The sequence below is a fragment of the Nitrospirota bacterium genome (genome assembly GCA_020851375.1).
In the GTDB taxonomy this organism is placed as follows: domain Bacteria; phylum Nitrospirota; class 9FT-COMBO-42-15; order HDB-SIOI813; family HDB-SIOI813; genus RBG-16-43-11.
On the sequence record JADZCV010000003.1, the window covers coordinates 1 to 14,005 of the forward strand.

Annotated in this window: 15 protein-coding genes; all 15 read right to left on the minus strand. The window is 46.6% G+C overall.

Translation table 11 applies throughout. From position 1 onward, the window contains the following. Positions 1-105: 105 nt before the first annotated feature. Positions 106-432 (minus strand): hypothetical protein, encoded by a 327-nt coding sequence (locus tag IT393_00105; GenBank protein ID MCC7201060.1) that lies wholly within the window; start codon positions 430-432, stop codon positions 106-108. 254 nt (positions 433-686) lie between these two features. Further along, entirely contained in the window at positions 687-995 is a 309-nt protein-coding gene (locus IT393_00110) for a hypothetical protein (GenBank protein ID MCC7201061.1), read from the minus strand. Positions 996-1,209: 214 nt separating this feature from the next. After that, positions 1,210-2,733 carry an IS1182 family transposase gene (locus IT393_00115; GenBank protein MCC7201062.1) on the minus strand — a complete coding sequence of 508 codons (1,524 nt, stop codon included), beginning with the start codon at positions 2,731-2,733 and terminating at the stop codon, positions 1,210-1,212. A gap of 114 nt (positions 2,734-2,847) precedes the next feature. Continuing rightward, the gene (locus IT393_00120; GenBank protein ID MCC7201063.1) at positions 2,848-3,372 is read right to left on the minus strand and encodes a hypothetical protein; all 525 of its coding nucleotides are present in this window, start codon (positions 3,370-3,372) and stop codon (positions 2,848-2,850) included. Further along, on the minus strand, positions 3,369-3,959 hold the full coding sequence (locus tag IT393_00125; protein MCC7201064.1) for a DUF2778 domain-containing protein: 591 nt from the start codon (positions 3,957-3,959) through the stop codon (positions 3,369-3,371). The genes IT393_00120 and IT393_00125 overlap by 4 nt, the downstream gene beginning before the upstream one ends. Before the next feature lie 329 nt (positions 3,960-4,288). Beyond that, entirely contained in the window at positions 4,289-4,660 is a 372-nt protein-coding gene (locus tag IT393_00130) for a fumarate reductase subunit D (GenBank protein ID MCC7201065.1), read from the minus strand. Positions 4,661-4,672: 12 nt separating this feature from the next. Continuing rightward, positions 4,673-5,077 carry a fumarate reductase subunit C gene (locus IT393_00135; GenBank protein MCC7201066.1) on the minus strand — a complete coding sequence of 135 codons (405 nt, stop codon included), beginning with the start codon at positions 5,075-5,077 and terminating at the stop codon, positions 4,673-4,675. 124 nt (positions 5,078-5,201) lie between these two features. Beyond that, on the minus strand, positions 5,202-5,945 hold the full coding sequence (locus IT393_00140; GenBank protein MCC7201067.1) for a succinate dehydrogenase/fumarate reductase iron-sulfur subunit: 744 nt from the start codon (positions 5,943-5,945) through the stop codon (positions 5,202-5,204). A gap of 117 nt (positions 5,946-6,062) precedes the next feature. Next, on the minus strand, positions 6,063-7,772 hold the full coding sequence (locus IT393_00145; protein ID MCC7201068.1) for an FAD-binding protein: 1,710 nt from the start codon (positions 7,770-7,772) through the stop codon (positions 6,063-6,065). After that, entirely contained in the window at positions 7,772-8,170 is a 399-nt protein-coding gene (locus tag IT393_00150) for a YjbQ family protein (GenBank protein ID MCC7201069.1), read from the minus strand. The genes IT393_00145 and IT393_00150 overlap by 1 nt, the downstream gene beginning before the upstream one ends. Before the next feature lie 124 nt (positions 8,171-8,294). Next, positions 8,295-9,746: an aminomethyl-transferring glycine dehydrogenase subunit GcvPB gene (gene gcvPB / locus IT393_00155; GenBank protein ID MCC7201070.1), complete on the minus strand. Its 1,452-nt coding sequence runs from the start codon at positions 9,744-9,746 to the stop codon at positions 8,295-8,297. A gap of 105 nt (positions 9,747-9,851) precedes the next feature. Then, positions 9,852-11,186: an aminomethyl-transferring glycine dehydrogenase subunit GcvPA gene (gene gcvPA, locus IT393_00160; GenBank protein MCC7201071.1), complete on the minus strand. Its 1,335-nt coding sequence runs from the start codon at positions 11,184-11,186 to the stop codon at positions 9,852-9,854. A 46-nt stretch (positions 11,187-11,232) separates the two neighbouring features. Next, positions 11,233-12,330, minus strand: a complete 1,098-nt coding sequence (gene gcvT / locus IT393_00165) for a glycine cleavage system aminomethyltransferase GcvT (protein MCC7201072.1) — start codon at positions 12,328-12,330, stop codon at positions 11,233-11,235. Between the two features lie 94 nt (positions 12,331-12,424). Then, positions 12,425-13,186, minus strand: a complete 762-nt coding sequence (locus IT393_00170) for a hypothetical protein (protein MCC7201073.1) — start codon at positions 13,184-13,186, stop codon at positions 12,425-12,427. Positions 13,187-13,253: 67 nt separating this feature from the next. Then, a complete protein-coding gene (sugE, locus tag IT393_00175; GenBank protein ID MCC7201074.1) occupies positions 13,254-13,580 on the minus strand; it encodes a quaternary ammonium compound efflux SMR transporter SugE in 327 nt (108 codons plus the stop codon). Between the last annotated feature and the right edge of the window lie 425 nt (positions 13,581-14,005).

Sequence of the window (14,005 nt, forward strand, 5' to 3'; positions counted from 1 at the left end):
ATATATTTGCAGAGACAAACAGTCTTAAAGGCATCACAGCGAAACTTCTTTCTATTACCATCAGATAATAGTGAGCACGATCAAAGATAATAGTTTGAAAAGTCGTTACTCAGACAGGCTCCTAGTATTAAAACCTGGTCGAACATTAAAATCAATATTAAAATACTCCCAAATGGTATCTGTATGTCCTACATTAAAACCTTTGTACTTATCATGGTATATGCCATAATCGTAGATAGCATAATCGAAATCTGGTCCCCACACTATCTCCTCAGGCAGATAAGTAACAGAAGTTGCATCTACCTTTACGGCTATTAATAAGAGTAGTGTAACTGAGAAGATTAATAGGCTCAAAGTCTTTTTATGCATTGTAATCCCCCGGTTGTTAGGTTCCGTTATAAACATCATAAGCAGCAAAAATGGTGCCAGCACTGAATTCGATTTATAACTATTTGATATTACAAGATATTTGATAGCTGTTTGTCAGGCTGGCACCAACGCTGTTAAATTTATTGTCACTTTTTTAAGTGTTTTAAGGTAGAGCGCTGGCTAATTGACGTGTAATAAAAGAATTACCCCTAAAATATCAGAGAGTTACGTGAACAAAGTGACTGTCAAATATTTTGACATATCAAAGTAATACAGGTATTCTTCCCCTTATGTATGAAATAAGGGACAGCGACTATTTATTTCCCTACACAAGGCCTACCTCTGGGATTTGCTTTTAATGTCCGCCCCAGTAAGCCTTCGAGCTTTGTCACAAAGGCTTCATTTCCGCAAGGTCTGCCGGCTTTGGTACTCTCCCTAATTTTATCTATCAATTTCTTATCATCGTTACCCATAAGATAAGTTGCCCAGTCCATTATTTCCCGGTCCAAAAAACAATCATTTGATAAAACCGGATCGTGTCCTTTGTAAACACGCTTTTTTGCACTTGACCATTTATACTCATGAGATGCTTTTACTATACCCGCCCTCACTGGATTATTTTCCACGTGATACCGTCTGAAAACCCTGCTTTTTAAAAAAGTCCTGTTCTGTCAAAGAGCAAAAACTGAAAAATTCTTTTAGACGCCCTTTTTCCACGGTGATTCAAGACTTGCTTTTCTTTTTTATCCCTATTCTGCCCTTTTTACGCTCATCATGCCGGCGTCAGTGCAGGTTTCGGCTTTATCTTCTCAAACATGATCTTGATCCACCTCTTGATGTTCACCGCCGCTGCCGTGAAGTAGCATTGCAGGCCCATTTTTTCAAGCCTCTGTATAGTGCCCTTCGTAATCCGTGATATCGTATCAGTTCCGAGAGCTTTCCTTCTATCGGCGGCCTTAATCTCATATCTTCTTTGAACTGCCGGGTTTGGTTATATACCTCAGCCTCACGCAATTCTGTGTTCACTTTGCTGATACTGACCGTTCGCCTGCCTTCAGCGGCATTCGTGCATTTGCTTTGCACAGGACACTTGTTGCACTTGCTCATTGGGAAATGGAATATCGTTAGTTCCTTTTTGTATTCACGGGAGCTTTCCCTTGTCGTTACTCCCTGAGGACAGGTGACAGTCTGTCTTTTTTCATCATATTTGAACATGCTCTTCGGATAGACAGCCCGCGCCCACGGACTGCGTATCACGCAGAGCGGAGCGACCATCTCGCTACCGTGCTCTTTTATCTGCTTTCGGATCAACCCCTCCCCGTATGCCGTATCTCCGATTACTTTTATCGGAATAAGACCAGACTTCTTCTGCTCTGTGACAGCCTCAACCGCAGTCCTCCCGTCATGCCGATTGCCTGGCATGGCAACTATATTTGTAATGAAACGGCTCTCCACGGTTTCGGTGACATTTGCCTTATAGCCGATGAACTTCTTTGTCGCGGACTTGCGGCCGCACCTTGCGTCGAGATCGATTGGAGAGACCATCATGTCTTTGGGCTTTTCTTTATGAGGCTTCTCCTTCGGATCGCCATCCTCCCCTTTTTCGATGTTCTCCTGGAGGATGCGCCGGAGCATCTTCTTCTTTCTTCTTATATCCATGTCCCCGATGGCCCTCGTGTGCCGGAGGACGGTACGGGCATCACCTACGACCTCGACCAGTTTCCGCCTCTTCTTCTCAGGGTCCGGCCGACCCGGGCCTTCGCTGTTGACCGATTCCCTCGTGTATTCCTGCACGTCGATCTCGGTAGCGATCCTCTGATAAGCCTCCTTGTATCTGCCTTTTAAAGGCTTCAATATCTCGAAGATGCTCTTCTTTACAAGCTGCACCATCGTCGGCACAGCGATATTCGCAATAACGTGAGTGGCATCTATCCTCTGGATTTCGTTTTTCTCTATGAGCCTCTGCGCTACAAGATGAGATAGCAGCCGGTCGAATATCTCTTTCTCCCTTCCGTTCTCAAGGAGCCGCTTCCTGAAATCTCCCAGAGAGGAGTGATCAAACGGCCTCTCGTCAAGCCTTAAGCCGAGGGCGTATTTAATCTCGATATCGTACATGCAGGCCCGCTCCATCTCCCGGTCTGAGAGGTTCTTGTGGAACTGGAGGATGGTGGCCATTGCAAGCAGAGACGGGGATATCGGAGGCCGGCCGTTATCATTGCAGTACATTTCCTTGAAGTGATCATCTTTTATGAGAGGCCGAACAATCTCGCGGAATTTCCTGTAGAAACTATCAGGAGGAATCAGTTGTTCGCAGATATAATCCGTGTCGAAAAAGCTGCCTTGCCTGCCTCGAGATTTGAGCATTGACGGATTTTCCTCCTTTCACATTAATCCAAGCCTGATCAATTATAGTGCAATAGTAAAAGGAATGAAAGGACTAAGCGATCCGGAATTGGAAAATGTGCAAGATTTATTCTTCTATTTTTCGTCAGTGCTACTTTTGAACGAATATTCCGTTTCCTCCCATACTTCATCAGGAAATATATCAAGTGTAATTCTTCTGCGTTGAATGTTCTCATTATTAAATTCCAGAACCGCTTTGTATGGAGTGCTGGTTCCTCCTCTCCCTGCAATAATGAGCCTGAAACCTCGGTCCGTTTTTTCGAAAGAAGCTTGATAAGGATTCCCCAAATCACTGTAGGCAGACAGGGGAACGAACATCTTTTCGTTTCCAATTTGTATATTGATTGCGGCTATCACATTTTTGGGCATGATCACTTCACTCCGGCTTTCGAAGTCGCCACCCCACATAAATGCATGCGCGTATGGATATTGCGGCGTGAGTTTTACTGTTCGCATATCTATTTTAACAGCCGTGCCATCCCTTAATTGGCCACCCAATTGAACAACACCTTGAATGAACTCTGCACCGTTTACAAAAGTAGGCATAACGATTGCCAAAGTGGTGATGATCACATTGCTAAAAAATAAATGTTTCGTCATGGTACAACCCTCAATTCATTATCTCCACTACTGTTTATTTGATTTCTATTATTTCGAGGGGCGACGATGCACCCCTTTGAGGCACTTTGGTTATCTCGGCTGTTATCGCCATGAATCCGGAAGGCGTCCCTACTATAAGTAGTTGTTCCAGGTCTTGGATATAAATTAAGCGTGGCAGGTCCGAGAACTGGATGATTATATGCTGGACCAATATCATAAATACCTTGTGGTATCGGGCCAACGTAAGGAACGTTCTGCATCGCAGGGTTATTCAAGCCAGATCCATTGCCCGAATAAATACCATTGCTGCCAAGAGTGGTTCTATTTCCCGTTTGGTTATCTACATATGTTAACTGATGGATAGATTGAGAATACTCCCAATATAGTCCAAGAGGATCGATTCGATTTATGGGATTATTGCCGGTGTAAAGGTATAGATTGGTCTCCGTGAGGGGTTTTCCGACACTATCCACGTATCTGACGGATGCATAAACATGCTTCTCATCAAGGATACACGAAAAGAACCGGCCCTGCCATAAGTGTCCCTTTAGTTTTTTCTTTTTATTAAAATATTGAGAGTATCTCATGTGAAGTGTATTAAATGTCTTTGCAAATGAATTAAGCTCCATCGGTACAGCGACAAAATGTACATGATTTGCCATAAGACAATATGCCCATATCTTGAGAGAATATTTTCTTGAATAGTCATTTAACCATTCAAGGTAACGCAGATAATCTCCTTCCTCCTCAAAGACTTTCTGCTGATAATTACCTCTCTGAGTAATATGATGCGGATATTCTACTGCTACAGGACGTGGTATTCTTGGCATGTCACAACTCCTATACACAAATCTCAATAATATGAACTATGTGTTTTAACAAAAATATATACTAATTAAATAGTCGCTGTCCCTATTTAAGGACGCTGTCTGAGAATGATGATGAGGGCTGCTATGCTGAGGGCTGTTGCGCCTCCGTAGCATAAAAGGGGGAGGATGGCCTCGAGCCAGTGTATCCGCAGGTCTTCGAGAGTCATGCGGATTCTGTGCGCTGCGTGATACAGGGGGAAGCAAATAATTGCGAGGAAGTAGATCTTTACTATCGGGTGGCTTATGAGTGCAGCTACCCTGTCATAACCAAGCAGATCCTGCGGGAATACACCGGCAGGTATCAGGATTCCCTGGATGATGATGTGTGCAGGGAGGAGGAATGCGGCTATTGCGCCGCCGAGACCAAACAGCGACCACCAGAGCGGTTCAAGTGATTTGATTGCGTTGTTTAAGCCCATCGCCTTTTCCTCTCAGTATAATGCCAAAAAATATAAAATCACGATAGATACTACAGCCCATACTATATAATTTGCCACAGTAACCATACCCGGAGTCAGTGGCCTGGCGCCGAAGATACGTCCTGAGATCCTGAACCATGTGACCATGTGCAGAAGTACAAATGCCCCGATTACGACGTGAATCAGTATCATCCACCATGATTGGAATACAGAAAGCACTGCATTGTACTTCTCCGGCCCTTCTGATATTGCACAGAATTGGATAATCAGGAATATCGAGTATAGCGCAACAAAGACGCTGCTCAGCTCTCGCATCATGAAGATGAAGTAGGAACCCTTCTTCATCCACCATGTGCATGGGATGGGACGTCTGTATGTCCTGGTCGGCTCTGATATTGGATTTGTCTGTACCTTCATAATATGTCCATGTTCCTGAGCACTCGTCATTCCCGCGTAAGCGGGAATCCAGGACTATAGCCTGGTTCTGGATTCCTGCCGGAGTTTACCCCGTACTTGATACTGGGCAGGAATGACATTATCCTTACTTCTTTCCCTGTAACCTTGAAAAAAACCAGCCTACTGCTGAGTTTACCTTTGTCCTCTGGATCGCTGCCGAGGGATCAACGTGCTTTGGACACACCTCTGTGCAATCGCCTACCACCGGACACTTCCATACACCACTCTCTGCTGCCACGACCTTCCTTCTCTCGAGAATACCCTGATCCCTTGAGTCATTATTGTAGCGGTATGTCAGGGCAATTACGGCCGGACCAATAAAGTCAGGATGGAGCCCGTATGCCGGACAGGCAGCATAACAGAGGGTGCAATTGATGCAAAGGCTCTGCTGATAGTACTTATCCATCTCAGACGGCGTCTGGAGATACTCTTTGGATGTATCCTCGTCATCCTTTTCATTCTCTCTGATAATCCATGGCTTCACAGACTTCAATTTTTCCATGAAGTCTGTAAGGTCCACAACAAGGTCTCTTACAATGGGGAAGTTTGCAAGCGGCTCAAGTGTAATCTCATTCGGATAGAACTCACTCAGATACGTTGAGCATGTGAGCCTCGGCGTCCCGTTTACCATCATCCCGCAGCTCCCGCAGATTGCCATACGGCATGACCAGCGGTATGAAAGAGAACCATCAACCTCTGCCTTGATGTGGTTCAGGGCATCGAGGATGCTCCAGTCTTTCTGATACGGGATGGTAAAGCTCTGCTGCCTGTATTCAGTGTCCTTGTCAGGATCGTAGCGATAGATTGTCAGTTTAATTTGTTCTGCCATAATTAATTTTCACTGTCATTCCTGCCCGGTATCAAGTACGGGGCAAACTCCAGCAGGAATCCAGATACTTATCATTATATGGATTCCCGCTTTCGCGGGAATGACATCAAAATGCGACTAATATTTCCGCTCTTCCGGCGTCCACTTTGTAATTGTAACCGGTAATTTCTCCATCCTTGGGCCCTGCGGTGTCTGATATGCGAGCGAGTGATGGAGGAAATTATTGTCATCACGGTCTGGATAATCCTCCCTCGCATGTCCTCCACGGGACTCTTTTCTGTTGAGCGCCCCGAGCGCAACGACTTCTGCAACATCCAGCATATTATCAAGCTCCATGGCATTAACCAGTTCTGTATTAAATACCCTGCTCTGCTGTGTGAGACGTATATTATTAAAACGCTCTTTTAACTTACGGACAGCCTGCACCGCATCTTTGAGTTCCTCTTCTTTTCTGTATATACCAACCTTTTCATCCATTGTCTTACGCAAGTCAGACAATATGGCGCCTATACGCTCTTTTCCGCTATTTTTCTTTATATATCGCTTCTCAATCCTTTCCAACTCCTGCTTTGCCAGAGACTTTAATTTATCTGATGTGGAAGGCCTTGCCTTAGCAACATAATCTGCCGCCGACCTCCCTGCCCTTGCGCCAAAGACCATGATCTCAGCTAAGGAATTTGAACCAAGCCTGTTGCCGCCGTGGATGCTGACACAGCCCCCTTCGCCTGCAGCATAAAGACCGTCAATCTGGGTCTTGCCGTCCTTGTCTGTATGAACGCCGCCCATTGTGTAATGCATGGTGGGCCTGATTGCAATAGGCGCATGCACAGGGTCCATACCGGCAAAGTCTATGCAAAGCTCCCGCACCATAGGAAGTTTTTCCTCTATCTTGGCCTCACCAAGGTGTCTTAAATCAAGGTGTATGTAAGAACCATACGGCCCGTCAAATCCGCGGCCTGCCCTGATCTCCTGTATTATTGAACGGGAGACGATATCACGCGGGGCAAGCTCCATCTTCGTAGGCGCATATTTCTCCATGAACCGCTCGCCTTTGTTATTGAACAGATAACCGCCCTCGCCGCGTGCAGCCTCGGTAATCAGGATTCCTGTCTTGATCAGACCTGACGGATGGAACTGTATAAACTCCATGTCCTTTAGCGGGGTCCCGGCGCGGTATGCCATGGCCGCACCATCACCAGTCTTGATCCCGGCATTGCTCGAGAAGTAAAAGATCCTTCCAACACCGCCTGTACAAAGGATGATCGCCTTTGCAGTCAGGATGTGAAATTCTCCCTGCCTTATGTCATATGCCAGCAGTCCGCCAACCCTCCCGTCATCAACAAGTAAGGCAGAGGCAAACCACTCGTCGTATCTTTTTATTACATCATATTTAAGAGAGGTCTGAAACAGTGCGTGAAGGAGATGGAAGCCTGTCTTATCCGCAGCATGAAGTGTGCGCTTCCTGCTCATCCCGCCAAACCAGCGGACTGCGATACGGCCGTTATCCTCGCGGTTCCACGGACATCCCCAGCGCTCTACCTGGATAACCTCTTTTGTCGCATCACGTACAAATGCCTCAACAGCATCCTGGTCTGCAAGGTAGTCACTCCCCTTGATAGTGTCATATGCGTGAAGATCATAGGTGTCATCCTCTTTCAGTACCGCCGCACAACCGCCTTCTGCTGCAACGGTGTGGCTGCGCATGGGATAGACCTTGGAAACAACCGCTGTTTTTAAGGATGGATTAGACTTGGCAATTTCTATTGCGGCGCGCAGACCTGCGCCTCCGCCGCCAACTATCAGTATGTCATGTGTAAAGACTTCCATTATCCTTCTATGACCTTTACCTGTGCCTTGCGCTCTCTTGGCCCATCGAACTCACAGAAGAATATTGATTGCCATGTGCCAAGGGCCGGCTCGCCCTTATCAATCATTATATGTACCGAAGAGCCAACTATACTTGTCTTTATGTGAGCTGCAGAGTTGCCTTCAGCATGCATATAACCGCTCTCCAGCGGTATTAAATCATCAAGCTTATCAATAAAGTCCCTCATAACGTCCGGATCCGCCCCTTCATTTATTGTTATTCCAGCAGTAGTATGAGGAACGAATATGGTGCATATGCCTTCTCTTACGCCAAGGTCATTAATCACTCTTCTAACCTCATTGGTTATGTCAATTAGTTCTATCTGCTTTTTTGATTTTATCGCAAGAATTTTAATCATATATTTCTGACTGACAATTTGTCAAGAAATTTTTACAGACACATTTTGGGCCTTGATAAAAATAGGGATAAAAATAGGGACAGCGACTATTTAATTAAATAGTCGCTGTCCCTATTTTTATCCGCTACTTTTGCTTTATCCAGCGCAGGTTCGGCTTTTTTACTGCCATGGCCTCATCAAGACGCCTGACTATCTTCGTATGCGGGGCGCCCTTTACCAACTCAGGATTGTCTTCAGCCTCTTTCGCAATAGATATCATTGCATCACAAAATGAGTCGAGTGTCTCCCTCGGCTCAGTCTCAGTAGGCTCAATCATAATCGCCTCTTCAACGATAAGGGGGAAGTTTACAGTAGGAGGATGGAATCCGTAATCCTGAAGCCGCTTGGCCACGTCCCATGAGTGGACGCCCTTAGCCTTTTGATATTTTGCTGAAAAGACGCACTCGTGCATGCATGGGACATTGTTGGGTATATAGTAATAATCCTTCAGTCGCTTCTTGATATAGTTGGCATTAAGAACCGCATTTTCGCTGACCTCTTTCAGCCCTTTGGCGCCCATTCTTTTAATATAGGCATATGCCCTGACAAGTACTCCGAAGTTTCCATAGAAAGAGTGAACAGTCCCAACACTCTGCGGCCGGTTATAGTCCAGGTAATATCTGTCGCCATCCTTTTCCACTGTCGGTACAGGTATGAAGGGTGTCAGTTTCTCTGAAACACCGATCGGACCGGCGCCAGGGCCTCCGCCGCCATGTGGAGTAGAAAAGGTCTTGTGAAGGTTGAAGTGTACGACATCAAATCCCATATCACCCGGCCTAACAATTCCAAGCAAGGCATTAAGGTTAGCGCCATCCATATACATAAGGGCGCCGGCGTCATGGACCAGCCCTGATATTTCCGCAATATCCTTTTCAAAAAGGCCCAGAGTATTCGGATTCGTCAGCATCACTGCTGCAGTCTCTGTATCAAGGACCTTCTTCAACTCTTCGACATCAACAAGCCCTTCCTTACTCGATTTTATTACAACCGCCTCATAACCGACAAGGGCCGCACTCGCAGGGTTTGTCCCGTGGGCAGAATCAGGGATTATGACCTTGTGCCTTGGATTCCCGTGGGCCTCATGATAAGCCCTTATAACGAGCAGACCAGTTAGCTCACCATGAGCGCCGGCTACAGGTTGTAGAGAGACACTGTCAACACCGCCTATCTCTTTGAGCAATCCCTCCAACTCATACATCATCCTAAGAGCCCCCTGAGACAACTCCTCAGGCTGAAGCGGATGTGCATTAATAAGACCCGGTGTCTTCGCCGCCTCTTCATTCACCTTGGGATTATATTTCATTGTGCAGGAGCCGAGCGGGTAGAAGCCAAGGTCAACACCGTAGTTTAACCTTGAGAGATTTGTGAAATGACGAATCAACTCAATTTCACTCACTTCAGGCAAGCCAACCGGCGTATCCTTAATCAATTCTTTTGGAAGCAGACTCTGCAGTTCTGATTCACGCACATCCAGCGCAGGCAGGGAATATGCCCTGCGGCCCGGTGCGCCTTTTTTAAATATGAGTTGTTCTGACATCTTTCGTTTCCACCGTAAAATCACGATTCAAATCCCCCCTATCCCCCCTTTACTAAAGGGGGGAACTAAATTTCCCCCTTTGAAAAAGGGGGAGTAAGGGGGATTTTATTTTGCCAATACAGCAACTAATCTGTCTATCTCTTCGCGTGTCCGTTTCTCTGTTACCGCAAACAGGATGTGATTCTCCAGTTCAGGATAATAAACCCCCAGATCAAGCCCGCCCAGTATCTTTTCCGAAATTAATTTCTCCTGAATCTCCTTTGGCGATACAGGGGTCTTTACAACGAACTCCTTAAACACGTGTGATGTAAATGGCATTGAATATCCTTTAAGCCCGCCAATTCGCTGCCTTGCATATGCTGTCTTCTGAACACAAAGGTTCGCTGCATCCCTGAGACCCTGCTTTCCCATGGCCGCCATATAGACGGTCGCGGTAAGTGCAACAAGGGCCTCATTGGTGCAGATATTGGAAGTCGCCCTCTCCCTCTTTATATGCTGCTCCCTCGTCTGGAAGGTCAGGCAATAGCCGGTCTTGCCTTCTGAGTCTACTGTACCACCGACTATCCTCCCCGGCATCTTACGGACGTGCTCCATTCTGGTTGCAAAGAAACCGAGATAAGGTCCGCCAAAATTAAGAGGTATGCCAAGCGGCTGTCCCTCGCCGACCACTATGTCCGCACCAAGTTCGCCGGGGGATTTAAGCAAGCCAAGTGCTATAGGATCTGCCACAATAACGGCAAGCGCACCATGCCTGTGCGCAATTTCTATAATAGCCCTTATATCTTCGACACTGCCAAAGAAGTTCGGATATTGTATAACCACGACTGCCGTCTTATCTGAAATTGACTGTGAAAGCCTCTCAGGATCAGTGACCCCGTTATTCCACCCTATTGTCTTTACAGGCAGCTTGATCCCGAACAGATATGTGTCCAGCACCTTTCGATACCGGGGATTTACTGCAGATGAAACAACAATCTCATCCCTTTTGGTAATACGCGTAGCCATAAGCGCTGCCTCAGCCATTGCAGTGGCGCCGTCATACATGGATGCGTTGGACACCTCCATCCCTGTGAGCTCGCATATCATCGTCTGGTATTCATATATTGTCTGGAGTACACCCTGACTCATCTCAGCCTGATAAGGAGTATACGCAGTGTAGAACTCTGAACGTGAAACAATATGAGGGACTACACTTGGTATGAAGTGGTCATAGGCACCGCCTCCCAGAAAAGATGCATATTCCCCTGTGTGGGCATTCATCCCTCCGAGTACACCCACATAATTCAGCAATTCAAGCTCAGAAAGGGCGGAAGGTATGTTCAGATCCCTTTTGAGCCTTAAGTCATCAGGAATATAATTGAACAGTTCGGCGATTGAAGATACCCCGATAGTGTTGAGCATCTCCTTCTGATCATTTGCTGTATTTGGAATATATTCCATTAGTCCGATAAAACCACTGCAGGTTGTTCGACAAGCTCACTGCCGGCTATTTTCCCTTCACCTTTCTGTAAAATGGCAGCTCTGCTACTACAGAAACGGCAGCCTTGCCTCGTATATCTATAAGTATCTCTGTCCCTGGAGCCGAGTATTGAGGAAGGACAAACCCCATACCTATACCTTTCTTGAGTGTTGGGGAGAAATTGCCGCTGGTAACAACGCCAAGGGTCTTCCCATTGGAGTAAATCCTGCAGCCATGCCTTGGGACACCCTTCTGAAGGAGTTCAAAGCCGACAAGCTTCCTCTCCAAACCTTTATCACGCTTCCTTAGGATAGCCTCCCGGCCTGTGAAGTCTCCCTTGTCAAAGTCAACGGCCCTGTCAAGACTGGCCTCCAGAGGCGTCGTAGTATCATCCATATCATTACCATATAGTGGATAACCCATCTCAAGCCTCAGAGTGTCACGGCATCCAAGCCCTGCAGGTTTAATTCCGGATTCCTCACCCTTCTTCAATATGGCATCCCATATACCAGGTGCAATCATAGCAGGGAGAAATATCTCATAGCCCCTCTCCCCTGTAAATCCTGTCCTTGCTATGTATGCATCCATGCCTCCAAGTCGCCCTTCCACAAAATTCTTCAACCTGACAGGCGCCAGATCCACATCAGTCAGATCCTGCAGTATTTCTAATGATTTTGGGCCCTGAATTGCTATCTGTGCAATACTGTCACCCAAATCCACTATTGTTACATTTTGAACATTTTTTGCGTTTGCATTAATCCAGTTAAGACACTTATCCCTGTTAGCGGCATTGACACATACGATGAATGATGCCCTTTTGAGTTTATAAATTATCAGGTCATCTATTACGCCGCCATCATTGTTGCAAAACAGCGTATAACATGCCTGTCCTGCACGCAGGGTATCAATATCTGCTGTAGAAAGCCGCTGAAGGAAACCCTTTGCCCCCTGGCCGTCAACCTGGATCCGGCCCATGTGCGAGACATCAAACAGGCCGGCTGTCGTTCTGACAGCCTTGTGTTCCTCAAGCACCCCGGAGTATGAAACCGGCATCTCCCAACCCGCAAACTCAACAAACTGGGCATTCAGCGCCTTATGTGCTTCATATAATACAGTCCGTTTCATTAAATGGCATCCCCCTCAGGAGTTTTTTACTATAAACCAAGGGGGGATAAAATTCAAGTATATTGATTTTAGAGGTGATGCATAAAAGTTTGCGTTAAGAGCTCTTAAATCGTAAAAACGATTTTATAATCTGGTAAGCCGATACCGCCATCTGGGTGCAAAAGGAGACTGTCATCACACCGCCTGAGACGATAACTATATAGACGCCGTTCTGATACGTCCGCGCCAGATTCCATGACAGGATGTCACAGAACATGGCGACCAGCGGCGCGGTAATCACTATCCACTTGATCCATTTCAGCTCTCTCACCTCAATCCTGGCAAAGCAGGTAATAAACCCGGAGATAAAAAACAGGAACGTCATCCCGTTGAAATGGATATGGGAGACCCTGACTAATGTCTTTAATCCCATTCCCCTGTCAACCTTTGTGAGCGCCGCAACATCCTGATAGCCGGATAATTTGCGGAACGAATCCGGGCCGTGGCAGATAAGGCAGTTTCTTTCCATTATAGGCCTGATCCTGGCATCGTATGTGACCTCATCACTGCCGGAACGGATCCAGTCAATGATCGTTTTCTTCTCCGCGTCCGTGGCGAAGACGCTCATAGTCGTCTTTAACTTAGATTCCAAAACGCTGGAGTCCCTTTTACCATAATACCTCTCACGTATACTCTCTGCAGACAGGCCGAATATGCCTCCCTTGCCGGAATGGCTCTCCCAGATCTGCGCCAGATTAAAAACATAGGCGATACTCAAACAGACAACAGTCACCAGAAACAATAGCCTGAAGCTGACCGGCAGCCTGTCAAACTTCAGGAGATTACTGACTTCTTTCATCTGCTGTTTTCTGTCCACGCATTTCCTCCACGATAATGGTTGATGTTGTGCGACGCCTCAAAATAATCTTTTCCAATATACAATATCATTGTCCTGAAGTTGACGCAATCTTAAGCCCCACCACACCTGCGACGATGAGCGTAATGCAAATAATGCGCAACAACCCACGCGGCTCACCGAGGAACAGCATTCCGATAATAGCCGTGCCTGCAGCGCCGATCCCCGTCCACACGGCATAGCTTGTGCCAACAGGTATCTGTTTAAGCGCTGCCGACAGCAGGCAGAAACTGGCAATCATGGCGCATATGGTCGCCACGCTTGGCCAGAGTCTGGAAAAGCCTTCCGTGTATTTAAGACCAATGGCCCATCCGATTTCGAAAAGGCCGGCAATTACTATATATATCCAGGCCATGATTTCAATAGTGTAAGGGATAACGCTCAGCGACCGCACCGTATAATACGCCATCAGGACAGAAAATACAATTCCGGTAACTTGTTTTATGTTGACCTTATCAGAGATAGAACCTACAATTGAGTATTACGTAAGTGTTTTTTCAAGGGAAACGTCATGAGTCTCAGGCTCACCAGGGTTCATGAAAACGTCATTACCACTCCCCGCTTAAATCATGCGGGGACAGTTTTCGTGGAAAAGACGGGTATACGGGGATTTTCGGACGAACCATCATGAGCCTCAGGCTCACCAGGGTTCATGAAAACGTCATTCCCGCGTAAGCGGGAATCCAGACCGAGGCCTGGTTCTGGATTCCAACTCCCCGCTTAAATCCTGCGGGGACAGGTTCCGTGGGAATGACGGGTATACGTGGATTTTCGGATGAA